General features: G+C 60.0%; 29 protein-coding genes. 14 read left to right on the top strand and 15 right to left on the bottom strand.

Going from position 1 to position 23845, the window contains the following annotated elements; genetic code table 11:
* Positions 1-84: 84 nt before the first annotated feature.
* A complete protein-coding gene (locus ACHEXK_RS12995; RefSeq protein ID WP_416546738.1) occupies positions 85-972 on the bottom strand; it encodes a 23S rRNA (adenine(2030)-N(6))-methyltransferase RlmJ in 888 nt (295 codons plus the stop codon).
* A 196-nt stretch (positions 973-1168) separates the two neighbouring features.
* Between ACHEXK_RS12995 and rplM the strand changes: the two genes are divergently transcribed.
* The 3 genes from rplM to erpA all read left to right on the top strand — a co-directional run bounded on the left by rplM (position 1169) and on the right by erpA (position 2557).
* A complete protein-coding gene (gene rplM / locus ACHEXK_RS12990) occupies positions 1169-1600 on the top strand; it encodes a 50S ribosomal protein L13 (RefSeq protein ID WP_089953382.1) in 432 nt (143 codons plus the stop codon).
* Between the two features lie 11 nt (positions 1601-1611).
* On the top strand, positions 1612-2004 hold the full coding sequence (gene rpsI, locus ACHEXK_RS12985) for a 30S ribosomal protein S9 (RefSeq protein ID WP_100119427.1): 393 nt from the start codon (positions 1612-1614) through the stop codon (positions 2002-2004).
* Between the two features lie 187 nt (positions 2005-2191).
* Positions 2192-2557, top strand: a complete 366-nt coding sequence (gene erpA / locus ACHEXK_RS12980; RefSeq protein WP_100119426.1) for an iron-sulfur cluster insertion protein ErpA — start codon at positions 2192-2194, stop codon at positions 2555-2557.
* A gap of 33 nt (positions 2558-2590) precedes the next feature.
* Here erpA and ACHEXK_RS12975 read toward each other — a convergent pair whose 3' ends face one another.
* Positions 2591-3727 (bottom strand): anhydro-N-acetylmuramic acid kinase, encoded by a 1137-nt coding sequence (locus tag ACHEXK_RS12975; RefSeq protein WP_416548950.1) that lies wholly within the window; start codon positions 3725-3727, stop codon positions 2591-2593.
* 95 nt (positions 3728-3822) lie between these two features.
* The gene (locus ACHEXK_RS12970) at positions 3823-5289 is read right to left on the bottom strand and encodes a peptidoglycan DD-metalloendopeptidase family protein (protein WP_416546737.1); all 1467 of its coding nucleotides are present in this window, start codon (positions 5287-5289) and stop codon (positions 3823-3825) included.
* A 142-nt stretch (positions 5290-5431) separates the two neighbouring features.
* Here ACHEXK_RS12970 and tyrS point away from each other — a divergent pair, with 142 nt between their 5' ends.
* The 4 genes from tyrS to dbpA are packed head-to-tail and all read left to right on the top strand — an operon-like array spanning position 5432 to position 9539.
* Positions 5432-6664 (top strand): tyrosine--tRNA ligase, encoded by a 1233-nt coding sequence (gene tyrS / locus ACHEXK_RS12965; RefSeq protein WP_416546736.1) that lies wholly within the window; start codon positions 5432-5434, stop codon positions 6662-6664.
* 49 nt (positions 6665-6713) lie between these two features.
* Positions 6714-7640, top strand: coding sequence for a cation diffusion facilitator family transporter (locus tag ACHEXK_RS12960; protein WP_416546735.1), 927 nt, complete (start codon positions 6714-6716; stop codon positions 7638-7640).
* On the top strand, positions 7637-8080 hold the full coding sequence (gene dtd / locus ACHEXK_RS12955) for a D-aminoacyl-tRNA deacylase (RefSeq protein WP_416546734.1): 444 nt from the start codon (positions 7637-7639) through the stop codon (positions 8078-8080). The genes ACHEXK_RS12960 and dtd overlap by 4 nt, the downstream gene beginning before the upstream one ends.
* 37 nt (positions 8081-8117) lie before the next feature.
* Positions 8118-9539, top strand: a complete 1422-nt coding sequence (gene dbpA / locus ACHEXK_RS12950) for an ATP-dependent RNA helicase DbpA (RefSeq protein WP_416546733.1) — start codon at positions 8118-8120, stop codon at positions 9537-9539.
* A 219-nt stretch (positions 9540-9758) separates the two neighbouring features.
* Here the strand turns inward: dbpA and ybeY are convergent, their stop codons facing one another.
* Positions 9759-10214, bottom strand: a complete 456-nt coding sequence (ybeY, locus tag ACHEXK_RS12945; protein ID WP_416546732.1) for an rRNA maturation RNase YbeY — start codon at positions 10212-10214, stop codon at positions 9759-9761.
* Positions 10215-10231: 17 nt separating this feature from the next.
* Positions 10232-11212: a PhoH family protein gene (locus ACHEXK_RS12940; protein WP_416546731.1), complete on the bottom strand. Its 981-nt coding sequence runs from the start codon at positions 11210-11212 to the stop codon at positions 10232-10234.
* Positions 11213-11307: 95 nt separating this feature from the next.
* Between ACHEXK_RS12940 and ruvA the strand changes: the two genes are divergently transcribed.
* Together ruvA and ruvB are read left to right on the top strand one after the other, a co-directional pair.
* Positions 11308-11883, top strand: a complete 576-nt coding sequence (gene ruvA, locus ACHEXK_RS12935; RefSeq protein WP_416546730.1) for a Holliday junction branch migration protein RuvA — start codon at positions 11308-11310, stop codon at positions 11881-11883.
* Between the two features lie 14 nt (positions 11884-11897).
* On the top strand, positions 11898-12950 hold the full coding sequence (gene ruvB / locus ACHEXK_RS12930) for a Holliday junction branch migration DNA helicase RuvB (protein WP_090044825.1): 1053 nt from the start codon (positions 11898-11900) through the stop codon (positions 12948-12950).
* Positions 12951-12995: 45 nt separating this feature from the next.
* Here ruvB and ACHEXK_RS12925 read toward each other — a convergent pair whose 3' ends face one another.
* From ACHEXK_RS12925 to ACHEXK_RS12900, 6 genes are read right to left on the bottom strand one after another with little or no spacing between them, the layout of a single operon-like run.
* A complete protein-coding gene (locus ACHEXK_RS12925; RefSeq protein WP_416546729.1) occupies positions 12996-13643 on the bottom strand; it encodes a histidine phosphatase family protein in 648 nt (215 codons plus the stop codon).
* 15 nt (positions 13644-13658) lie between these two features.
* Positions 13659-14300, bottom strand: coding sequence for a hypothetical protein (locus ACHEXK_RS12920; protein WP_416546728.1), 642 nt, complete (start codon positions 14298-14300; stop codon positions 13659-13661).
* Between the two features lie 18 nt (positions 14301-14318).
* Positions 14319-15257 (bottom strand): tRNA 2-thiocytidine(32) synthetase TtcA, encoded by a 939-nt coding sequence (gene ttcA / locus ACHEXK_RS12915; RefSeq protein WP_416546727.1) that lies wholly within the window; start codon positions 15255-15257, stop codon positions 14319-14321.
* Positions 15258-15262: 5 nt separating this feature from the next.
* Entirely contained in the window at positions 15263-15634 is a 372-nt protein-coding gene (locus ACHEXK_RS12910) for a dihydroneopterin aldolase (protein WP_019426540.1), read from the bottom strand.
* A complete protein-coding gene (locus ACHEXK_RS12905; RefSeq protein ID WP_416546726.1) occupies positions 15631-16026 on the bottom strand; it encodes a dihydroneopterin aldolase in 396 nt (131 codons plus the stop codon). The genes ACHEXK_RS12910 and ACHEXK_RS12905 overlap by 4 nt, the downstream gene beginning before the upstream one ends.
* Positions 16023-16805: an SDR family oxidoreductase gene (locus ACHEXK_RS12900; protein WP_416546725.1), complete on the bottom strand. Its 783-nt coding sequence runs from the start codon at positions 16803-16805 to the stop codon at positions 16023-16025. Before ACHEXK_RS12900 ends, ACHEXK_RS12905 begins: the two co-directional genes overlap by 4 nt.
* 132 nt (positions 16806-16937) lie before the next feature.
* Here ACHEXK_RS12900 and ACHEXK_RS12895 point away from each other — a divergent pair, with 132 nt between their 5' ends.
* The 5 genes from ACHEXK_RS12895 to trxC all read left to right on the top strand — a co-directional run bounded on the left by ACHEXK_RS12895 (position 16938) and on the right by trxC (position 19659).
* Positions 16938-18041, top strand: a complete 1104-nt coding sequence (locus tag ACHEXK_RS12895) for a class I SAM-dependent methyltransferase (RefSeq protein WP_416546724.1) — start codon at positions 16938-16940, stop codon at positions 18039-18041.
* An 18-nt stretch (positions 18042-18059) separates the two neighbouring features.
* Positions 18060-18254, top strand: coding sequence for a DUF2905 domain-containing protein (locus ACHEXK_RS12890; protein ID WP_090044838.1), 195 nt, complete (start codon positions 18060-18062; stop codon positions 18252-18254).
* Positions 18255-18626: 372 nt separating this feature from the next.
* Positions 18627-18842, top strand: coding sequence for a hypothetical protein (locus ACHEXK_RS12885; RefSeq protein WP_231624533.1), 216 nt, complete (start codon positions 18627-18629; stop codon positions 18840-18842).
* Positions 18843-18856: 14 nt separating this feature from the next.
* Positions 18857-19117 (top strand): translation initiation factor IF-1, encoded by a 261-nt coding sequence (gene infA / locus ACHEXK_RS12880; protein WP_019426546.1) that lies wholly within the window; start codon positions 18857-18859, stop codon positions 19115-19117.
* Between the two features lie 95 nt (positions 19118-19212).
* Positions 19213-19659: a thioredoxin TrxC gene (gene trxC, locus ACHEXK_RS12875; protein ID WP_416546723.1), complete on the top strand. Its 447-nt coding sequence runs from the start codon at positions 19213-19215 to the stop codon at positions 19657-19659.
* A gap of 12 nt (positions 19660-19671) precedes the next feature.
* On the opposite strand, the gene ACHEXK_RS12870 is transcribed toward trxC, so the two are convergent.
* The 4 genes from ACHEXK_RS12870 to ACHEXK_RS12855 form a co-directional block, all read right to left on the bottom strand.
* On the bottom strand, positions 19672-20922 hold the full coding sequence (locus tag ACHEXK_RS12870; RefSeq protein WP_416548948.1) for a multifunctional CCA addition/repair protein: 1251 nt from the start codon (positions 20920-20922) through the stop codon (positions 19672-19674).
* A gap of 13 nt (positions 20923-20935) precedes the next feature.
* The gene (locus ACHEXK_RS12865) at positions 20936-21619 is read right to left on the bottom strand and encodes a glutathione S-transferase family protein (protein ID WP_416546722.1); all 684 of its coding nucleotides are present in this window, start codon (positions 21617-21619) and stop codon (positions 20936-20938) included.
* Positions 21620-21795: 176 nt separating this feature from the next.
* Entirely contained in the window at positions 21796-22755 is a 960-nt protein-coding gene (locus ACHEXK_RS12860) for a complex I NDUFA9 subunit family protein (protein WP_416546721.1), read from the bottom strand.
* Positions 22752-23840: a M14 family metallopeptidase gene (locus ACHEXK_RS12855; protein ID WP_416546720.1), complete on the bottom strand. Its 1089-nt coding sequence runs from the start codon at positions 23838-23840 to the stop codon at positions 22752-22754. The genes ACHEXK_RS12860 and ACHEXK_RS12855 overlap by 4 nt, the downstream gene beginning before the upstream one ends.
* Positions 23841-23845 lie beyond the last annotated feature (5 nt).

Raw genomic sequence — 23845 nt, 5'->3', positions numbered from 1 at the left:
TGCCAGTATACCCATTAACCGACCGTGCGGTCGGTTAACTTGCGTTGTGGCGGCTCAGGTCTTTCCCTGAGGTCCATGGCGCCATCAGGACGATTCAACCGCCCAGTTCTTGCCAGAGCCTCGGGCCAAGGCGGGACCCACCACATCCAGCGCCTTGCGGATCTGATCCTTCAAGGTGAAGGGCGGGTTGATGACAAACATGCCACTGGCCACCAGGCCACCTTCGTCACCTGGGCCTCGGCCGATGGCCAAGGTGGCATTGAGCCAGGGCTTTTGCGATTGGTTGGCCAAGGTGCGCAGGCGTTTGGGCAGGTCGTGTGCTTCGGGGCGCGGAATGATCGGGTACCAAACCAGATAAGTGCCCGTGGAGAAGCGTTTGAGGTACTCCTGAATCACGTTGGCCACTTTGGCGTAATCCGATTTGATTTCGTAGCTGGGATCGATCAAGACCATCGCCCGTTTCGAGCCCGTAGCCGATGGCGGGGGCGGCAGCAATTTTTTGAGCGCCTCGAAACCGTCCTCGCGGCTCACGGTGACTGTGCGCCCGGCTTCGAGTTGAGCGATATTGGAGGTCAGGGATTTGCTGTCGGTGGGGTGCAACTCAAACAAACGAAGGCGATCACGCGATGCGTGCCGCATGAGTTTGTGCATTAAAAAAGGGGAGCCGGGGTAAATCTTGGCCTGCCCATTGGGGTTGAAGCTGGCAATCTGTTCCAAGTAGTCCTGCACGGGCTCAGGCAGAGCGTCGAGTTTTTCGGCGGCGGCCAAAAGCTTGAACAGGCCGTCTTCGGCCTCGGCGCCTTTTTGTGAGTAATCACCGTCCAGGCGGTATAAACCGGCCCCTGCGTGGGTGTCAATGAGGGTGATGCCTGCCTCTTTTTGCATGAGGTGGCGCATGGTGGCGAGCAAGGTGATGTGTTTGAGCACATCGGCATGGTTGCCCGCGTGAAAAGCGTGTCGATAACTGAACATGCCTTGATGGTAACCAATAACGCCCGCAAGTCCTTGATTTTTCGTATAATAGAAGGCTTCGCAGCGAATCAGTGGTCCCGCGGCGAAGACGCCAAGTGCCGCAAGACATTGGCAAATTCCCACCTAAGAGGCTCCCATAAGAGGAGCACCGACCGTGGAAAAGGACCCGCCAAACCTTTCTTTTAAGAGAAAACTCATGACAACAACTTTCAGCGCCAAACCCGCTGAGGTCGTGCACGAGTGGTTTGTGATTGACGCGACCGACAAGGTCCTCGGACGAGTAGCCAGCGAAGTTGCTCTCCGTTTGCGCGGCAAACACAAGGCCATTTACACGCCTCACGTCGACACCGGTGACTTCATCGTCATCATCAATGCTGCTCAGCTCAAAGTGACTGGCACCAAGACCATCGACAAAGTGTATTACCGTCACTCGGGCTATCCCGGCGGTATCACTGCAACGAACTTCCGCGACATGCAAGCCAAACACCCTGGCCGCGCACTCGAGAAGGCTGTCAAGGGCATGCTGCCCAAAGGCCCACTCGGTTACGCCATGATCAAGAAACTCAAGGTGTATGGTGGCGCTGAGCACCCACACACCGCCCAACAGCCTAAAGTGCTGGACATCTAAGGAGCCTTGAGATGATTGGTGAATGGAACAATGGCACAGGCCGTCGCAAATCCAGCGTCGCCCGCGTGTTTCTGAAAAAAGGCACTGGCAAGATCACGGTCAATGGCAAGGACATCCAAGCCTACTTCGGCCGGGAAACTTCGATCATGATCGCCAAGCAACCCCTCATGTTGACCAACCATGCCGAAACTTTCGACATCATGATCAATGTGCACGGCGGTGGCGAATCCGGTCAAGCCGGTGCATCGCGCCACGGTATCACCCGCGCCCTGATTGACTACGACGCATCGCTCAAGCCCGTGCTGAGCCAAGCTGGTTTTGTCACCCGCGACGCGCGTGAAGTGGAACGTAAAAAGGTCGGCTTCCACTCAGCCCGCCGCCGCAAGCAGTTCTCCAAGCGTTAATCCGCTTTTTCTGCTTCCACAAAAAGCCGCTCGGTCCGCCGCAGCGGTTTTTTGCTTTCTGGGGTCCAGCTTGGGGCCTGATGCCGTGCAGGGGCAAAGCCCATGTGAGCAGTAGCGTTACTGCGCCCGGGGGGAGTAATTCCCGACCAGCGCGCTATACTATTTGCCATTGAACCGGAGAAACACCATGAGCGCTCTTGCTGAAAATATCCAGACCGAAATGCCTGCCCCGATTGTCTTCACCGACAGCGCGGCCGCCAAGGTCGCCGACCTCATCGCCGAAGAAGGCAACCCCGATTTGAAGCTGCGCGTGTTTGTGCAAGGTGGCGGATGCTCAGGCTTTCAATACGGCTTTACTTTCGATGAAATCACCAACGAAGACGACACCACCATGAGCAAAAATGGCGTCTCTTTGTTGATTGACGCCATGAGTTACCAATACTTGATTGGTGCCGAGATCGACTACAAGGAAGACTTGCAAGGCGCTCAGTTCGTCATCAAAAACCCAAACGCCACATCCACCTGTGGTTGCGGTTCGTCTTTTTCGACCTGATCGTTTGGTACGGCGAGCGCGGCTCGCCGCACATCAACGGGGGTAAATCGCCCCCAAAACACGGGCGCCTTTGGCGCCCGTGACGCTTGGCAAGCTCGATGTTTCACGCCGCATGGTTTTGGCGGCCAGCCAGGCAAACGCGGCGGCTTCAACTTGCAAAGGGGGCAAGCCCCGCCATTCGCTGCTGACCACCTGCATCCCGGGCAGCTGCTGGGCCAGACGCTGCATGAGCTGCCCATTCAAAGCCCCACCCCCACACACAATCAGCTCTTGTGCAGCAGGTGCATGGCGCTTGACATCGTTGGCACAGGCCAAAGCTGTGAATTCCGTCAGGGTGGCCTGAACGTCTTGAGGCGCCAGGGTGTCCACGGGCAAATGGGCTTGAAGCCATGCAGGGTTGAACAAATCACGGCCAGTGCTCTTGGGGGGCGTGCGTTGTAAAAAATTTTCCGCCATCAAGGTCGCCAATACAGGCGGCACGACCTGTCCGCTGGCCGACCAAGTGCCGTTGTGGTCAAAGGGTGCGCCGGTGTGGGTGTTGCACCAATAATCCATGAGCGCATTGCCCGGACCGCAGTCCCAGCCCAGCACGGAACCATCTGGGTGAAGCACACTCAGGTTGGAGATGCCACCGACATTGAGCACGGCCACGCAAGAGCCTGGGCATCCAAAAATACCTTGATGAAAGGCCGGCACCAAGGGCGCGCCTTGACCCCCTGCCGCGAGATCGCGGTTGCGAAAATCGGCCACCACATCGATGCCGGTCAGTTCAGCCAACAAAGAAGGGTTGATCAGTTGCAGCGTATAGCCGACCGGTGCACGATCCAGAGTCGAATCGCCATCAAATTCCAGAGGGCGATGTCGTACGGTTTGACCGTGAGCCCCAATGGCTGCAATGTCTTGGGGCTGAAGGCCGCTGGAGGACAGCAATTGGTGGACAACATCAGCGTAATGACGCGCAATTTGGTTGCCCGCCAACGCACCGCGGTGCAGCTCATTGGGACCGCTTTGGTTGAGCGCCATCAGTTCGGCTTTGAAGTGTGCGCCGAAAGCACAGAAGGCGTGCGTCTGAACGGCTAACTGCCCCTGCGGGTTGATGCGAGCCAGCACGCCGTCCACACCGTCCAAAGAGGTGCCAGACATCAGGCCGATGAAGTGCTGGGAGGGGATCATGTGGGGAAATGCACGAGGGCTTGTTCGGAGTCAGTCGGTCAGACCGAAGGCGGTGGCCGGGCATCAAAAAAGGGCCTTGCGGCCCTTATGGATCACTGAACGTTGCCTTCTCGCATTTGGGCCGCTGCTTGCAGCTGCGAACGGGCTTGCGCCGCTACCGATTTGAAACGTGTCATGGCCGACGGGCTCAATGGCGCACTTTGGGCTTGCTGAATCACTTTTTGAGGGTCAACGTGGGTGCCGTTGACGCGGAACTCAAAATGCAAGTGCGGGCCTGTCGACCAACCCGTCGAGCCGACAGCCCCAATCGTTTGCCCTTTTTGTACCGATTGACCCTTGCGAACCTGGATGCGGCTGAGGTGAGCATACACGGTGGAATGGTTGTTGCCATGGCGAACGATGACCACATTGCCGAAGCCGCCTTGTACACCTGCAAATTCAACCACACCGTCACCTACGGTTTGTGCGGGCGTTCCTGTGGGCGCCGCGTAGTCCACACCCAAATGGGCTTTCATGGTTTGAAAGATGGGGTGCAAGCGCATGGCAAAACCGCTGGTTTTACGGGAAAACGCGACCGGGGATGCCAAGTAAGTTCGGCTGAGGGATTTGCCATCCAGGCTGTAATAGTTGCCTTTTTGACCGGCTTCTTGGTGCCAAACAGCCTCGTAGGTTTTGTTGCCGTTGTTGAACTCGGCCGTTAAAACCCGGCCCGTGCGGATGGGCTCACCATCGGCTTCCAGGACTTCGTAAACCACCGCAAAACGAGCACCTTTGCGCAAGGTGCGGTGGAAATCGATCTGATTGGAGAAGATCTGTGTCAGCTGGCCCACGATGGCATCAGGCAATCGCGCTTCGTCTGCAGCGTCGTAGAGTGAGCTGGCCACGGTGCCACCTGTCATGCGCAGGCTGGTGTTCATGGGCGAGGTTTCGAGTACCGCCTGAAGACCCGTATCGGAACGCTTGATGGCCAGGCGTTGGAAGAAGGTATCGTTTTCGTTGTTGAGCCAGCGCACATGCAATTGGCTCAAGCGCTCCTGGTTATCGGCTTCCGCCACCACCGAACGGCCTGCTTGTTTGAGGGCCTGTTTGGCCAAAGGGTTCTTGCGCAAGAACGCGGCAGCATCCGGATCCACCAAGCCCAGACGGCGCAGCAAGCTCTCTGGGGTGTCAGACGAGCGGGTACTGTCGGTGCGCGTCAAGCGCATGTTCACCAAATCGAGCGCTTGGGCTTGGGCTTGTAAAGAGGGCGATTCGACAGGAACGGTCACCGTGACAACGGGCTGGTCAGAGATGTCAGGCCCTAAGTTGGCAATGGCGAAGGCACCACCGCCGCCCGCCAGTAAAACCGAAGCCAAAGTTACGCTGATGGCTTTGGGGTGTCGCTTCAGCCAGCGTGTGCTGGACTGAAGGACCCATGTCAGTTGGGGGTGCTGACCATCGAGCCAAGCGAGCAGCCGTTGTGTGGCCAACAGCACTGCGCCAAGCGCGGCAGTGCACAGGAACACAAAGCCAACTAAAAAGGATGCCAGACGGGCCTGGAGGGAGACGAAAAATGACATTAATTTGATCGGTGTTTCGTGGCACGCTCTCTGATGGAGCGACGGGCACGATGTTCACATCCAAGCGCCTTTAAAATGAGCGACTTGGGAATAGAGGACCATTGTACTGGTCTACGGCCATTTGACTTTAGAAAAAACCCTTATGAATCAAGCGCTTGTTACAAAATTTCCCGTGACGGACAAGACACGGGAGGCGATGGAGGTCACTTTGCGGGGTTGCGAGGAGTTGATTCCCAAAGAGGATTGGTTACAAAAGCTCGCCAAATCCGAGGCCACAGGTGTGCCTTTGCGCATCAAATTGGGCCTGGACCCGACTGCGCCCGACATCCACATCGGTCACACGGTGGTCCTGAACAAGATGCGCCAGCTACAGGACTTGGGCCACCAGGTCATTTTTTTGATTGGTGATTTCACCAGCTTGATTGGTGATCCATCTGGCCGCAACAGCACCCGCCCGCCCTTGACGCCCGAGCAAATCAAGCGCAATGCCGAAACTTATTACAAGCAGGCCAGTTTGGTGCTTGATCCGGCCAAAACCGAAATTCGCTACAACAGCGAGTGGAGTTTGCCCTTGGGCTCCATGGGCATGATCCAGTTGGCCGCCAAGTACACGGTGGCCCGCATGATGGAGCGCAACGACTTCCATGACCGATTCAAGGCCGGAACGCCCATCAGCGTGCACGAGTTTTTGTACCCCCTGATGCAAGGTTACGACTCGGTCGCTCTGAAGTCGGATCTGGAGTTGGGGGGCACCGATCAAAAATTCAACCTGCTCATGGGCCGTCACCTGCAAGCCGAATACGGACAAGAGCAGCAATGCATCCTGACCATGCCGCTGCTTGAAGGTCTGGATGGCGTGGACAAAATGTCCAAATCCAAGAACAACTACATCGGCATTGCCGAAGAACCCAACACCATGTTCGCCAAGGTGCTGAGCATTTCCGATGTGTTGATGTGGCGTTGGTACACCTTGCTGTCGTTCAAGTCGATGGCCGAGATCGAGACACTCCAAAAAGAAGTGGAAGGTGGGCGCAACCCCAAAGACGCCAAAGTCATGCTGGCCAAGGAACTCACGGCGCGCTTTCACAGCGCAGCTGCGGCCGATGCCGCGGAGCAGGATTTCATCAACCGCAGCAAGGGCGGCGTGCCAGATGACATTCCCGAAGTGTCTTTGTCGGGCGCCCCGCTGGGCATTGGCGCTCTGCTCAAATCGGCTGGTTTGGCGCCATCGACCACTGAGGCTGGGCGTTTGGTGGACGGCGGCGGTGTGCGTGTGGACTCCAGCGTCGTCAGTGACAAGGGCCTGAAACTGGCTGCAGGCACTTACATCGTTCAGGTGGGCAAGCGTAAATTTGCCAAAGTGACGCTGTCTTGAGGGTCGGCCTGTTCATCGGCGCTTCATCCCGCAAGGGTATCCTGAGTCCATGAAAAAATTGGATGCTTGGATGACGCCCAAACGCATGCTCTGGGCTTCGGTGGTGGTGGCGTTGATCACCATTGGCCTGAAAACCTTGGCATGGTGGCTGACGGATTCGGTGGGCCTGCTGTCTGACGCGATGGAGTCCTTGGTCAATTTGGCCAGTGCCATTTTTGGTTTGATGATGGTCACGGTGGCCGCCATGCCCGCGGACGATGAGCACCCCTATGGTCACCACAAAGCCGAATATTTTTCTTCGGGCTTTGAGGGCATCCTGATCGTGGTCGCCGCTTTGGGCATCATCTGGGCGGCGGCGCACCGGGTGTTTGACCCCCAGCCCATCGAACAAGTGGGCTTGGGTTTGGCTTTGTCGGTGGGCAGTTCGGCCCTGAATGGTTTGCTGGCTTGGCTGATGTTTCGTGCGGCCCAACAACACCGCTCTTTGGCGCTGGAAGCCGACGCCCGTCACTTGGTGACCGATGTCTGGACTTCCGCTGGCGTGGTCATTGGCATTGGCTTGGTGGGCGTGACCGGTTGGCTGTGGCTGGACGCGGTGGTGGCGATGGGCGTCGCCCTGAACATCTTGAAAGAGGGCGGACATCTGATTTGGATGTCTTCGCAAGGTTTGATGGACGAGGCTCTGGAGCCCGAGGTGTTGGCCGAGGTGCAAAAAGTTTTGGACGGTTTTGCCCACCAGCGCGGCGAGACCGAGATCATCCGTTTTGACCATCTGCACACCCGCAAAGCCGGTCAGCGTCGTTTTGTGGATGTGCACATGCACATGCCGGCCAGTTGGACATTGGGCCGCGCTGCCGCCTTGCGCGGCAGTGTCGAGCAAGCGTTGATGAGCGCAGTGCCCGGTTTGCGCGCCACCATCCAGTTGTTGCCCAGTGATGTCGAAGCGCACTTCAGTGATGCGAGGGATTTGAAATGATCGCCGTGCTGCAGCGGGTGAGCGAAGCCAGCGTGCGCGTGGAGGGCGAGGTCATCGGTCAGATTGGCGCGGGCTTGTTGGTGCTGCTTTGCGCTGAAAAAGGTGACACCGAGGCGGTGGCCGACAAAATGCTGGCCAAGCTGCTCAAGCTGCGCATTTTCAGTGACGACGCTGGCAAGATGAACCTGAGCGTGCAAGACGTGGCGGGTGGCTTGCTCGTGGTGAGTCAGTTCACTTTGGCGGCCGATGTGTCTTCGGGCACGCGCCCAGGGTTTTCGGGGGCTGCAGCACCGGACGATGCCCGCCGTCTCTATGACTATTTTGTGGCCCAGGCACAAAAAGCCCACCCTGTGGTGGAAACAGGGCGCTTCGCCGCCGACATGAAGGTGGCGCTCATCAATGACGGACCAATCACGATTCCGATGCGCATGACGGCTTGAGTCTGAGGTGAGGGCGTTGGCCGCCGATAATCGGGGCATGACTGAAAAATTTCCCGCTGCGTCCCCCGTCTCGATGTCCTCTCGTTTTGACCAGCTCGCGCTGTCAACGGCCACCCTTCAAAACCTCGAACAACTGGGCTACACCCAGATGACGCCCATCCAGGCGGCCAGCTTGCCCTTGACCTTGGACGGGCAAGATTTGATTGCCCAAGCCAGCACCGGCAGCGGCAAAACAGCGGCCTTTGGCTTGCCGCTGATCGAGCGCTTGCAAAGCGCTGGCTCCCCCAGCGCCGCCATTCAGGCCGTGATTTTGTGCCCCACCCGCGAGTTGGCCGACCAAGTCACCCAAGAAATCCGGCGCTTGGCCCGCGCCCGACAAAACGTGAAGGTTGTCACCTTGTGCGGCGGCGTGGCTTTGAGAGGCCAGACGTTGAGCCTGGAGCATGGCGCAGATGTGGTGGTGGGCACGCCCGGCCGCATCTTGGACCACCTGGAACGCGGCTCTTTGAGTCTGGCGGGGGTGAACACGCTGGTGCTGGACGAAGCCGATCGCATGCTGGACATGGGCTTTTTTGACGACATCGCGAAAGTCGTGCGCCAGTGCGCCAAAGACCGTCAGACGCTGCTGTTCTCCGCCACTTACCCCGAGGGCATCGCCAAGTTGGCGGCGCAGTTCATGCGTGCACCGCAAACCGTGAAGGTCGAGGCACAGCACAGTGCGCACAAAATTCGGCAGGTTTATTACGAAGTGAGCGAAAGTCAGCGCTTGGATGCTGTGTCCAAACTGTTGGCCCATTTCCGTCCTGAGCGCACACTGGCCTTTTGCAACACCAAACAGCAGTGCCGCGATTTGGTGGCGGTGTTGCAGGCCCAGGGCTACAGCGCACTGGCGCTGTTTGGTGAGTTGGAACAGCGCGAACGCGACCAAGTGCTGGTGCAATTCTCCAACCGCAGCTGCTCGGTGTTGGTGGCCACCGATGTGGCCTCACGCGGGCTGGACGTGGAAGGTCTGGAAGCCGTGATCAACGTGGACGTGACGCCCGACCCCGAGATCCACATTCACCGCATTGGCCGCACGGGTCGGGGCGACGCCGAAGGCTTGGCGCTGACGCTGGCCAGCATGGACGAGATGGGCGCGGTCGGCAAGATCGAGCTGATGCAAGGCCGCGAATCGAACTGGGCGCCTTTGGCAGGTTTGGCACCTGCCGCGGGTGGACCTTTGCAGCCGCCCATGCGCACGCTGCAAATCGTGGGGGGTCGCAAAGAGAAAATTCGCGCAGGCGATGTGATGGGCGCTTTGGCGGGCGAGTGTGGTTTGACCCGTGAGCAGGTGGGCAAGATCAATGTGAACGAGTTCTCCACCTATGTGGCGGTGCAGGCTGCACTGGCCAAAAAGGTGGAGGCGCAGCTGTCACACGGCAAGATCAAGGGCAAGAGTGTGAAGGTTCGGTTGCTCTGATTGTTTTTTGAGAGCGGTGAATGGGGCGATGCGGCGGGCGCCTCATAACGGGGTACCGAAAATCGGCGCCCGCCGCATTGCCCCATTCCCCTTGGTGGTCATTGGAAAACCTCAGAGTGTTTCACGCCCACAACGGTTTCGGTTTGGGTAGGGCCGGGTGACGATTTTCGGTACCCCGTCATGAGGAACCCGGCCCTACCCAAACCGAAACCTCACTCGTTATCGATAGGGATTTTTTAACCCCAATCCCGCCAAGATCGCAATCTCGTAGGCCTCCATCTCCTCAGCATCGGCCTCACTGGTCTCATGGTCCCAGCCTTGCGCGTGCAAAGTGCCATGCACCAGCAAATGCGCGTAGTGCGCCGCCAGCGTCTTGCCTTGCTCCTTGGCCTCGCGCGCGACCACCGGAGCGCACAGCACCAAGTCGGCCATCACCACAGGTTCTTGCTCGTAATCGAACGTCAGCACATTCGTGGCGTAGTCTTTTTTGCGATAACTCTGGTTCAGCGCGCGACCTTCTTCCTCGCCCACGATGCGCACGGTGATTTCGGCGTCATCGGCCAATGCGTGCCGAATGGCGCGGGTGACGGCGTGTCGGGGCAGGGCGGCGCGGTGGCGCGCAGCGTTGGGAATGTCACCAAATTGCAGGGACAGTTGGAGTTGTTGCAGTGGCATGGGTTTCAGTGGGCTGGTCAATCGTCGGTAGGCAAAGGCTTGCGGCGGGTCGTGAGACCTGCGCGCATCGGAGCACTGCCTTGTGCTTCATAGGCGTCCACAATGCGGGCCACCAGCGGATGGCGCACCACATCGGCGCTGGAAAAGCGCGTGAAGGCAATCCCTTTGACACGTTTCAGCACGCGCTCAGCGTCGATCAAGCCGCTCAGCTGGCCTTTGGGCAGGTCGATCTGACTCACATCGCCCGTGACCACCGCTTTGGCGCCAAAGCCGATGCGGGTCAAAAACATTTTCATCTGCTCGGTGCTGGTGTTTTGAGCTTCGTCCAGTATGACGAAGGCGTTGTTCAGCGTGCGCCCGCGCATGAAGGCCAGGGGGGCGATCTCGATCGCGTTGCGCTCAAACGCTTTTTGTACTTTGTCATAACCCATCAGGTCATACAGCGCGTCGTAAAGTGGTCGCAAATACGGGTCCACTTTTTGTGACAAGTCGCCGGGCAAAAAACCCAGGCGCTCACCGGCTTCGACGGCGGGTCGCGTGAGCACGATGCGCTGCACACTGGCGCGCTCCAGCGCGTCCACCGCGCAGGCCACGGCCAAATAAGTCTTGCCTGTGCCTGCAGGCCCGATACCGAAACTGATGTCGTGTGTGGCGATGCTCTCCAGATAGGCGGCTTGAACCGGGGTGCGGGCTTTCAGGTCGGCGCGGCGGGTTTGCAGAGCGGGCAGTTGGGCTTCTTCACCCCCGCTGTCGCCCACCAACATGAGCTGCACCATGTCGGGCGCAATGGGGCGGTCGGCACGCTCGTAAATGGCTTGCAATATCTCCATGGCCCGCATGGCCACAGCCTTGGGGCCGTCCACCTTGAATTGCTCATGGCGGTGTGCAATGCTCACTTGCAAGCCCGCTTCGATGGTGCGCAGGTGCGCATCCATGGGGCCGCACAAATGCGACAAGCGGGTATTGTTGTGGGGCGTGAAGGTGTGTCTGACGATCAAGTGGATAATCCTGTTCGTTGTGGTTTCGACCGGTTTGTTGCAGGCCGTGGAGCCTTGATTTTCCTCTATACCGTGCAAACCAAGGGCTCTCCTCCATGATTGGCAAACTCACTGGCATCCTGAGCGACAAAAACCCACCCGAGGTGATCGTGGACTGCCATGGCGTGGGCTACGAAGTGAATGTGCCCATGAGCACCTTTTACAACTTGCCTGCCACGGGCGAAAAGGTCAGCCTGGTCACGCATTTTGTGGTGCGCGAAGACGCGCAAATCCTCTACGGTTTTGCCACCTTGAGCGAGCGAGAAGCCTTTCGCCAACTCATCAAAATCTCCGGCGTCGGCCCACGCACGGCCTTGAGCGTGTTGTCGGGCATGAGCGTGACCGATTTGGCGCAAGCCATCACCACACAAGAGGTGGGTCGACTGGTCAAAGTGCCCGGCATCGGCAAGAAAACCGCCGAGCGGCTGTTGCTCGAGCTCAAAGGCAAGTTGGGCGGTGACTTGGGCGGCTTGTTTGCGGTGAACACCTCGGATGCGCAAAGCGACATCCAGCAAGCCCTCATTGCCTTGGGTTACAACGACAAGGAGGCGGCAGCAGCCCTCAAGAGCTTGCCTGTCGACGTGGGCGTGAGCGAGGGCATCAAGCTGGCACTCAAAGCCCTGAACAAATGAAGTTGAACTGAGCCATGAGCATCCGCACCGACGATTTCGCCCCCCAACCTGAACCCCGGGTCATCTCTGCGGCACCCGTGTCGCACCAGGAGGAGGCCATTGAGCGTGCCCTGCGTCCTAAGCTGCTCGACGAATACGTCGGGCAGGTCAAGGTGCGCGAGCAGTTGGAGATTTTCATCAGCGCCGCCAAGATGCGCGAGGAGCCCCTGGACCATGTGTTGCTCTTTGGCCCGCCCGGTTTAGGCAAGACGACACTCAGCCACATCATCGCCGCCGAGTTGGGTGTGAACTTGCGCCAGACCAGCGGCCCGGTGCTCGAAAAACCCAAAGATTTGGCGGCGCTGCTGACCAACTTGGAGCGCAATGATGTGCTCTTCATCGACGAGATCCACCGCCTCTCACCCGTGGTCGAAGAAATCTTGTACCCCGCGCTGGAGGACTACCAGATCGACATCATGATCGGCGAAGGCCCGGCGGCGCGCTCCATCAAGCTGGACTTGCAGCCCTTCACGCTGGTGGGTGCGACGACGCGGGCGGGCATGCTGACCAACCCGCTGCGCGACCGCTTTGGGATCGTGTCGCGGCTGGAGTTTTACACCCCTGAGGAACTCACCCGCATCGTGACCCGCAGCGCCGGGCTGCTGAAGGCGCCAATCGATCCCGAAGGCTCGTTCGAAATTGCCCGCCGCTCACGTGGCACGCCGCGCATCGCCAACCGTTTGTTGCGCCGGGTGCGCGACTACGCCGATGTCAAGGGTGACGGCACCATCCACAAGGGGCTGGCTCAAAAGGCCCTGGTCATGCTGGATGTGGACCCCGAAGGGTTTGACCTGATGGACCGCAAGCTGCTCGAAGCGGTGATTCACCGATTTGACGGTGGCCCGGTTGGGCTGGACAACATTGCCGCCAGCATTGGCGAAGAGCGTGACACGATTGAAGACGTGATCGAGCCGTATTTGATTCAGCAAGGCTATTTGCAGCGCACGCCGCGTGGGCGCATGGCCACATTGGCGGCTTTCAGACATTTGGGGGTGACGCCTCCCAAGTCGTTTGGCGAAAGGATTTGAAGCCGGCAGCCCGTCGAGGGCGGTCGGTCGACCTCCCAAAAAGCTTCAGACCGTGCTTTCATCTTGGCCCAATGCGTCCAAGTGTGAGGTGTCGCCCCAGCCCACCAAGGAAAGCCCTTGCGACGTCCACAGCAGCCGATTGACGGCGGTATTGGTCAGTTGCCAGGTGCGAGGCGCTTGCAGTCCCAGACGGGTGGCTGCGCGGTACAAAATGTCCAGCACACCGCCGTGCGCCACCATCACCACGTGTTGACCGGGGTGTTTGGCCGCCAACGCATCCACGGTGGCCACAACCCGTTCTTGTAAAGTCAGCAAGGATTCACCGCCGCCTGGCGGCACCCACTCGGGCGTGCGTTTGCGCCAGTGCCAGGCGTGTTCTGGCAGTTCGTCTTCAATTTCGGCATAGGTACGCCCCTGGAACGCGCCAAAGTGGCGTTCGCGCAAACCGGCATGGGTGCTCACGGTTTGTCCTAGGGTTTGAGCGATGGCCTCGGCCGTGGTCTGGGCTCGCGACAAGTCGCTGGCGTAAATGGCATCGATGGCCTCTCGCCCAGCCAATGCGCGTGCCAGATGCTGTGCCTGGCGCAGGCCTACTGCATTGAGGGGGATGTCCAGATGGCCCTGCAGTCGGGTGTCGACGTTCCAGGCGGTTTCGCCGTGGCGAATCGCCAAAATACGGGTGGCTTCAGGCATGTCGTGAATGGCGTCTCAGCGCGGCAGTTCGATGTTGACTCGGCGCAGCCCTGCGGGTGGGTTGGGAAAGTTCGCCATGGCCGCCTGGAACAGCGTGCCGAAAATCGGCGCACTGTCATGCCACGGGCCGGAGTGGCTGGCACGGGTTTCGTAGACCACTTGGCCAGATTGGAGGTCGCGCAGGATCAAGCTGACTTCGCGTCGGAAATGTGTCGGCGGCGGAAAGCGCATGCCCACACCCAGACCGATGTGCGAGCCAAAGCCTCCCCCCATGCCGGATCCGATGGCCACGTTGCCGTAAGGTGTCCAGCCTGGCCCGATGGGTCGGCCCCAAGGGTCGGCCAAGTATTGGGCGCCGCTGAAACCCACCATCACGCTCAGACGGGCTGCGTTGTCATCACGCACCAAACCCACGGCGGTCATGGCCGCTTGCGCTTGCTGCTCGGCCAGCCCGGCTTCGGGGTGATTGGCTTGGGAGGGCAGGCGCTCAAAGCGGTATTTGGCCCCCTGCAAACTCATGCCGGGCGGCACCGCCACCACCGAAGTCACATCGCTGTCGATCAGGCGCATGGAGGCGCAGCCCGACAAGCCGATCATGGCCAGCACAGCCATGGCCATCGAAAAAAACCGCGTGATTGGCCAAGTGGCAGTGCGCATGGGTTGTTCCCTTGAGGTTCACATCGAGATGACCTGAATACCGGGCAAAGAGGGCTCCTGGAACGCTTCCTCGTCAAAGGCTTTGTCGCCATCGTCCGATTCGACGCCAGTGATTTTCAAGTCCTTGAAGCCGTGCAGTTTGGGGTCCATCAAATGCGAGGGCACCACATTTTGCAAAGCCGCAAACATGTTTTCAATCCGGCCAGGGTGTTTCTTTTGCCACTCGCGCAGCATGTTGCCCACCTGCAAGCGCTGCAGGTTTTCCTGGCTGCCGCAGAGTGTGCAGGGGATGATGGGGAACTGTCGGTGCTCTGCCCAGCGGATGAGGTCGGACTCGGCCACATAGGCCAGTGGGCGGATCACCATGAACTCGCCGTTGTCACTGACCAGCTTCGGGGGCATGCCTTTGAGCTTGCCGCCAAAGAACATGTTCAAAAAGAAGGTCTGCAGCATGTCGTCGCGGTGGTGGCCAAGTGCCAGCTTGTTGCATTTGAGCTCACGCGCCACGCGGTACAAAATGCCCCGGCGCAGGCGCGAGCACAGGCTGCACATGGTCTTGCCTTCGGGGATCTTGTCTTTCACGATCGAGTAGGTGTCTTGCGTCTCGATGTGGAACTCCACCCCCAGCGCTTTGAGGTACGCAGGCAGGATGTGGTCCGGAAAGCCGGGCTGTTTTTGGTCCAGGTTGACCGCCACCAGCTCGAAGTCCACCGGGGCGCGGGCCTTCATTTTGAGCAGGATGTCCAGCATGCCGTAGCTGTCTTTGCCGCCCGACATGCAGACCATGATGCGGTCGCCCGCTTCGATCAGGTTGAAGTCGGAAATCGCTTGGCCCATTTGGCGGCACAGACGTTTTTCGAGTTTGTGGGTTTCGCGTTCGATCTTGACGGCTTTGGCGGCCTCTGATTCGGCTTGCGCTTGTACCCAGGCGTTGTCTGCTGCTGTGTCTGTGTTCATGAGGTTCACCACTGTCCGGTTTCCATGCGAATGGCCACTTCGCAGTCTTCAAAAATTTCAAGCTTGGCAATCTTGACGCGCACGCCCAAAACACCAGGCAACTGCATCAGGCGATTGGAAACTTTGCCGATCAAAGTTTCCAGCAAGTTGATGTGCTCGGCCGTGCATTCATCGATGATGATCTTGCGCACCTTGCGGTAGTCCAGCACCGAGTGGATGTCGTCGTCGCTGGGCAGCAGGGGCTGCGTGCCCAGGTTCAACTCGGCATCCACCTGAATCGGCTGGGGATCGGTTTTTTCGTGTTCCAGGATGCCCAGGTTGGCGTCAAAGCGCAAACCGGTCAGCTCCAGGGTTTGGTGTCCGGCTGGGGTTTTCATGTCGGAAGTTTGGTCTTGAAAATCTCAACCCCAACCGCTTCGCAGTCCGGGTAGACATCGGGTTTGCAGCTCGACAGGCGCACCGCCTGCACCTGTGGATGCGCGATCAATGCGCGCATCAGGTCGTCGCACAAAGTCTCTTGCAGCACGATATGACCCTGCGCCACCCGGTGGGCAATCACCTCGCGGATGAAGTCGTAGTCCACCACCTCGGCCAAGTCGTCTTGCATGGGGGTCGATGCGCTGTAAGGCACAAAGAGCTCCACGTTGAAGACGATGCGCTGGGGACCGAGTTTTTCAAAATCGTGCGCACCAATGCGCACGTCTACGGTGTGGTTGCGCAAAAAAAGGCGGCGGCAGTTCAGCGCCAAATCGGTCATGAGGTCGCTCATGCGGCGTCTTTCTTGTCGGTGGCATCGGCCAAAAACATCACATCGCGGGCCAAAGGCACCAAGTGTTGGCCATTGTCCACACACACCGTGGTGCCGGTGATGCAGGGGTTCCGTGCCAAAAACAGGCAGGTGGCCGCCACTTGCGCCGGATCGATCGGCTCACGCATCAGGTTCACACGGCTGGCGCGGTCAAAGTTGTCTTGGGTTTGTGGCCCGCTCAAAAACATCAGGCCCGGGGCCACGCCGCACACGCGCAAGGGGGCCAGGGCCTGGGCCTGCAAGGCCACGGCCCGCTCGAGCGCCAATTTGGAGACGGTGTACGAAAAATAATCCGGATTCAGGTTGAACACCTTCTGGTCCAGGATGTGCACCACACTGCGCTGGCCAGGTGTGGCTTGGGGCGCGGCTTGTCGGGCCATGAGCGAAGCCAGCGTCATGGGGGCGATCAAATTCACCTCGATTTGCTGGCGGGCTCCGGCCAAGTCCATGTTGCTGCCCTCGTCAGGTTCGAACAGCGAAGCGTTGTTCACCAAGCAGTCGAGCGGCCCTTGACTTTGCGCGATGTGCGCCATCATCTGTTCGACTTGTTCGCTCTGGGCCAGATCGGCTTGCACGCATTCCACATGGCCCCCTGCAGCTTGCAGTTCAGCTTGCAGCGCTTTGGCCGCATCGGCCGAGCGTTGGTAGTGGCACCACACGCGCCAGCCCGCCGCCGCAAATTGGCGAACGATCTCTGCGCCCAGGCGGTGAGCGCCTCCGGTGACCAGAACTTGTTTCATGAAGGGGTGGGCTGGGCAGATGGGACTGCGCAGGAACATCCAAGGTGACAAAGGGCTGAATTATCGGGCAAGCCATGGATTGGCCCCCGGCACCCCGGCAAACCCCCGTACTCCTTCGGCGACAATCACCGCGTGAACTCGCTGAAACCCCTTTCCCCTTCCGAATTGACCCCACGGATCCACCAAGCCATCGCACGAGCGGGTGGCTGGATCGGTTTTGACCGTTTCATGGCCATGGCCTTGTACGAGCCGGGCTTGGGGTACTACACCAACGCCCTGCAAAAATTCGGTGCCCTGCCGTCCTCGGGCAGCGATTTCGTGACCGCGCCGGGCATGTCGCCCCTGTTTGGCCAAACCCTGGCGGTGCAGGTGAAAGAGGCATTGGCGGCCACAGGCTCGGATGAAGTCTGGGAATTTGGTGCAGGCACCGGAGCCCTGGCCTTGCAATTGCTGGACAGCCTGGGCGACGCGGTGACGCGTTACACCGTCATCGACGTGTCGGGCACCTTGCGTGCGCGCCAGGCCGACACCTTGTTGAAGCATGCAGACAAAGTGCGCTGGCTCGATGCTTGGCCCGATGCCATCGAGGGCGTGGTGGTGGGCAACGAGGTGCTGGACGCCATGCCGGTGCAGTTGCTGCAACGCACGCAGGGTGTCTGGCACGAGCGTGGCGTGGTCAGTTCGGGGAATGACTTCGCTTGGCAAGACCGCTTGACCGACCTGCGCCCGCCTGTGGACATTGACGGCGAGCACGACTACCTGAGCGAAATCCAACCCCAAGCCGAGGCCTTCATCGCCAGCTTGGCCGAACGCTTGCTGGCCGGGCGGGGCGGGGCAGCGTTCTTTCTGGACTACGGTTTCCCCGAGGCCGAGTACTTTCATGTGCAGCGCCACATGGGCACCGTGATGTGCCACCAGCTGCACCAGGCCGACGACAACCCCTTGCTGGCGGTGGGCCAAAAAGACATCACGGCCCATGTGAACTTCACGGGCGTGGCCTTGGCGGCGCAAAACGCCGGGTTGAACGTGTTGGGCTACACCAGCCAAGCTTGGTTTTTGCTGAACCTGGGGCTGGCCGAACGCATGGCGGCCGCCAGTTTGGCCGAGCGCAGCCAAGCGCAGCGCCTGATCAACGAGCATGAAATGGGCGAGTTGTTCAAAGTGATCGGTTTTTCCACCCACGCCGACTGGGCTGCTCAGGGCTTTGCCCAGGGCGACCGCTCGCACCGCCTCTGAACGAGATCAAGGCAAACCATGTTGCGCTGGCTCATCGTGGTGTTTCTGGCCCTGATCATCTTCAGTGGCTTGCAAAAATGGCTGCAAAAACTCGGTTTTGGTCGTCTGCCCGGAGATTTTCGCTTTCGCTTGTTCGGGCGCGAGTTCTTCCTTCCCATCACCAGCACCTTGCTGCTGAGCATGGTGGCGGCAGGCATTGCGCGGTGGGTCTGAGCCGACCTTCTGAGGGCTGCAGGCCGAACGTGTTACAGTGCAGCACGCCATTGGCGACTTATGCCCATCTAGCTCCTTGCGAGCCGATAGCGCATCCCGGCAGAGGGATGCCAGTCTTGTCCTCCACTGTGCACATCGCCCGCCATGCTTTTCCAAGCTGGGCCCAGACGATTTTTTGCTTCCTTTTTGACGCACCTCTGCACGGTGCTGTTGTTGGGCAGACTTTGCGGTCTGCGTAGGGGGCGCTTTTTGGCAGCAGGACATGCCAAGACCCGTGCCGCTGCACAGCCCCCAAGAGGGCAGAAAAAAGCGGTCCGACCCCCTTCGTTAAAATACATGACTAATTTCTATTGTTCACACCAACCCATCTTCATGGGAAAATTCCGAATTCAGCCTTGCTCCAGGGCTTTGCCCAATGGTGCATTTGGCGCCCAAGTGTCCGTGGCCAGTGGCCGTGGCAGCGCCAGCACCGACCGTGTGATGCGCTTCGTGCCTGAATTCGCCACACCGGCCGCTGCCAGCCAATACGCCCTCGATGAAGGCATGTTGTGGGTGGAGCGCCAGACGACGAAACCGATCCTGCTTTGAGAAAGACGTTTTAAATGGCTAAAGAAGAACTGATTGAACTGATGGGCGTGGTGAACGAAGTTTTGCCTGACACGCGCTTTCGCGTGACGCTGGACAACGGCCACCAATTGATCGCCTATTCCGCCGGCAAGATGCGCAAGAACCACATCCGGATTTTGGCGGGTGACCGTGTGACGCTCGAACTCTCGCCCTATGACCTGAGCAAAGGCCGCATCAGCTTCCGCCACTTGGCAGGCCGTGCCCCTATGGCACCGCGTCGTCCTCCGGCTCGTTGACCCTGCCGGGTTCATGGCGTTGACCTGAATCAACGCCCTTGGCGCTTGAATTGCGCATCATGGCCCCCACGTGCATTTGAAACACAGGGGATTCCATGACCGATTCAGCCAGCGCTTTGCACATTGTTTGTCCGCACTGCCACACCACCAACCGCGTGCGTGTGGCCGATTTGCACAATGCTCCCGATTGCGGACAGTGCCACACACCTCTCTTTGACGGTCATCCCCTGGCGCTGGATGTGGCCAGCTTTGACAAGCACATTGGCCGAAACCATGTGCCGGTTCTGGTCGATTTTTGGGCCCCTTGGTGCGGTCCTTGCCGGATGATGGCGCCGGCTTATGAGCAGGCCGCTGGCCTTTTGGCGCCCCAAGTGCGGGTGGCCAAACTCAACACCGAAGAAGCGCAGGCCATCGCTGCCCGCTTCCATATCCGCAGCATCCCCACACTCGCCTTGTTTGTTGGTGGCCAAGAAGTCGCCCGTCAGGCGGGTGCTTTTCGCACGGCGCAAGACATTGCTGACTGGACGCGATCGCACCTTTGAGCGCCAGGGTGTTTACAGCACTTGCGCAATGGCCTGCACGCGGGCCTTGGTAATCTGTTCGCCAATTTGAGGGCCTCTGAAGCCTTGAGCGGCAGCTGCCTGCGCGATGGGGGCGCTTTCAACAGACAGCGCAGCTTGCTGGGCTTGCCGCAAGCGCGCGGCCTGAGGGTAGGCTGTTTCTTCAAAACCCTGCCGCCCCCGCGCGTCGCACTCGCAAGCTTGCAGCACGAAGTCAAAGCGCGCGGGCTGACGGATGGCATCGCAGCGCTCGAGCAGGCGCATCAGGGCTTCGGCACCCCAATCGCCACTGCGGTGGATGTTGCCGTGTTCACGCGCCACCACCTCGGCCAGTTCCTTGCAGTCGCTGGGTACGCGCAGGCGCTCGCAGACTTTTTGCAAGAGCTGGACGCTGCGCCCTTCGTGGCCGATGTGGCGGGGCAGCACGTCGGCAGGTGTGCTGCCTTTGCCCAGATCGTGCATCAGACAGGCCACCCGCACGGGCAGTGGCAAGTTCAATCGCGCCGCCATGTCCATGACCATCATCGTGTGCACGCCCGTGTCGATCTCGGGGTGGTACTCGGGGCGCTGGGGCACGCCCCACAAGCGATCGAGCTCGGGCAGCAAGACCTTGAGCGCGCCACATGACCGCATCACCTCGAACAGGCGCGAGGGTTGGGCGCTCATCAGTCCGCGCGCCAACTCCTGCCAGACACGCTCGGGCACCAAGTGGTCCACCTCACCTGCTTCGACCATCTGGCGCATCAAGGTCATGGTTTCAGCGGCCACAGAAAAGTCTACAAAACGGGCTGCAAAGCGTGCCAGCCGCAGGATGCGCACCGGGTCTTCCGTGAACGCGTGAGTGACATGGCGCAGCACTTTGGCTTGTAAATCGCGCTGACCGCCGTAGGGGTCAACGATCTGGCCTGCCCAGGCGCTGGGGGGCTGGTGCGCCATGTCCTCGGGCACGGCCATGGCGTTCACCGTGAGGTCGCGCCGGGCCAGGTCTTCTTCGAGCGTGACGTCGGGCGCGGCCTGCACCGCAAAGCCTTTGTAGCCCCGCGCCGTCTTGCGCTCGGTGCGGGCCAGGGCGTATTCCTCTCGGGTCTGCGGATGCAGAAAGACCGGAAAGTCCTGGCCCACGGGCACATAGCCCTGCGCGCGCAGGGCTTCGGGCGTGCTGCCCACCACCACCCAGTCGCGGTCGTTGACGCTTCGCCCCATCAAGGCATCGCGCACTGCACCGCCGACGACAAACACTTGCATGGCCGTGCTGATTTCAACGAGAAAGCCGGAACGGCTCTTCGAAGTCAATGAAGTCTTGCTCGGCCATTGCTTCGCTGATCCAGGCCTTGACACCGGGCAGGGCACACACCCGCGCCATGTAGGCGGCCACCTCGGCTGGCACGGGCAGGGCGTAGGTTTTCAGTCGCATGACCACTGGGGCGAAGTAGGCATCGGCCACAGAGAAGGCACCAAACAGCATGGGTCCGCCATGCTCCTGGAGCAAGCCACGCCAGAGGCTGCAGATGCGCTCCAGATCGGCACGCACGGCGGGTTTGTCGCGCAGGGCCAGTGCGCCCACCTCGGGCAGTTGCGCCTCGATGTTCATGGGGCAGGCGCTGCGCAGTCCGGTGAAGCCACTGTGCATCTCAGCACAGACGCTTCGGGCGCGCGCACGGGCAGCGCGGTCTTGCGGCCAAAGTTGCTTGTCTGGGAACAGTTCGGCCACGTATTCAGCGATGGCCAAGGTGTCCCACACGGCCAAGCCGTCGTGCACCAGCACCGGCACCTTGCCCACCGGGTTGACGTTTTTCAGAGCGGATTTGAATTCCGAGTCGGGCGCGAAGCTGTCAAAGCGAACAAACACCTCTTCAAATTCAATGCCCGCCTGGCGCATCAGCACCCAAGGGCGCATGGACCAAGAGGAGTAGTTTTTGTTGGCGATGTAAAGCTGGATCATTGTTTTCTCCCGTCAAACAGAGCCCACATGTTAGCGGTGATGGTGGTAGATGAGCGACACATTGATGGCAAATCTCAGGTGAGTGAGGGCATGCGGCGGGTGAGGATTTTCGGTATCCCGTCATGAGGCTCCCTCAGGTGCCCTCACGCCCCCACCCCAGTCCTTTGCAGTTGAGGTCAACGCCCCGCGCCCGATCGCCAACGGTTCAGCTTGCTGCGCGGGCCGCGATGGCCCAAATAGGTCGGCGCCACCCCTGCCACAGAGGCGGCCGTGATGCCCAGCGCGGCCAGGCCTCGCAGCTGGCCTGTCGCCACGTTGTCCACTTTCATGGACGCCAAATTGTCGCGACTCATCAGCGGCTCGCCAGGCAACATTTCCATCGCCAGCGCCTGCAGCCACCCCATCCACATGGGCAAACCGATCACCGGGCGACCGCGGCCATGGTTCACGCCGGCCCATTGCCCGGCGCCATGCACCAACGCACCCAGCGTCAACACGTCGGGGCCGCACAGCTCGTAAGTCTGGCCGATGGTGTCCGGTTTTTGCAGACACGTCACCACGGCGCGGGCCACATCGCCGACCCAGACGGGTGCAAAACGCGTGCCGCTGCCCGCCAGCGGCACGATGGGGACGATGGCCTGCAGGTTGGCAAAGAGGTTGAGGAACTTGTCTTCGGCGCCAAAGATCACGCTGGGGCGCAGCACCGTCAACTGCAGCCCCGAGTTGTGCAAAACCGTTTCGCCGCGCGCCTTGCTGCGCTGGTACATCGAGGGTCCTTGCGGATCGGCGCCCAGAGCGCTGACGTGCACCAGGCGCTGCACACCTGCTTTTTTCATGGCGCTGGCGATCTTGCCGGGCAAATCCACATGCACGCTTTCAAAGCGTTCCTCATTGCCGTGGAGCACCGCCACCAGGTTCACCACCGCATCGTGGCCAAGCATCAGGCGGGCCAAGTCAGCAGCCTTGTGAACAGAGGCCTCGATCACCGTCAATCCGGGCAAGCTTTGTACGCTGGCCGCATGGACTGCGCGGCGGGTAGGCACGGTGATGTGCCAGCCCAGACGAGCCAGTTGTTCGGCAACCTGGCGGCCGACAAAGCCGCTGCCGCCCAACAGCAAAACGCGTGGGGTGCTCATGGTGAACTCAATCCTGTAACAGCTTGGCGCATGGCTTCCATGGCTTGATCCACGATCTGGGCGCGCCAGGCGTCGGTGTCGACGTAGAACGCATCCATCAGGTCTTGTTTGATGTGTCTGTGCAGGGCTGCAGGGGCCTCGGGATGCCCTTGCAGCCAGTGGTCACCGCGCAAGGCAAAGATGACCCTGTCCGGGGCTTGCGTGCCGTACTCCAGAGCGATACCGGTGTATTGCGCCTGCGGACACTCTTGGTAAGCCGCCATCCACATCAATCCGGTGAGCCGTGGTGAACTGGAGGAGCCGTCATAAATGGAGGTGATGCCTTGACCCCACCAGGATTGGGCCCGGGCAAAGGCTTGCGCATCGTCGGCGCAGGCAAAAATGCGCTCACCCACGCCGCTTGGGCCCAAGCCGGTGTGCAGGTCGATCCAAGCCAGTCGTTGGCAACGCTGAGCGTATTTTTGCAGGACTTTTCGCAGGGTGAGGTTGCTCCAGGTTGGGGCCTTCCCTCCGAAAAAAAGACCTTCGGGAAACTCATGCTGCCCTTTGGAGATGGCGGCCTGAAAAGCTTTCATGCCGCGATCGTTGATGTATTGCTGGGTGGCCGCCACATTGGCTGCGTCGGGTGGCCAGACATCGGGCAACAGCAAGGGCTCAATTTCACGGTAGGCCGGGTTGTCTGGCAGGGGCTGGGAGAAGTCTTGAAAGTTGCGGTTGATGTCCACGTTTTCGTGGGTGACACGCCGAACATGTGAAAACCCGTGTGGGTTGAGGGCGTGGATGTAAAGCACCGCGACACCCCTCGCACGGGCAGCTTCACGCCAGGCGGTGTTTTGCAGCGCATGGACTTGCACGCCGGAGCCGCAAAAGCCTTCGACACCGTGGCATGCGCTGCTGATCACCAGCAAGGACTGGGCATCGGGGGCGCCATCGAGCACGACGTCCATGGCCAAGGTTTCACCTTCGCGCCCGGGCAGGGGGTGGACGTTGGCGTCCACCTGCAGGCCTGCAGTGTGGGCAGCATGCCAAAATTTTTCACGGGCCTGCGCGTAGCTTTGGGAGAAGCTACTTGGGGTATCGGTCATGCACG

Origin of the sequence: Limnohabitans sp. DCL3 (genome assembly GCF_048019295.1) — a bacterium.
Classification (GTDB): Bacteria; Pseudomonadota; Gammaproteobacteria; order Burkholderiales; family Burkholderiaceae_C; genus Limnohabitans_A.
Note: the sequence above shows the minus strand (reverse complement) of the source record. Positions and strands in the feature narration are given on the sequence as shown.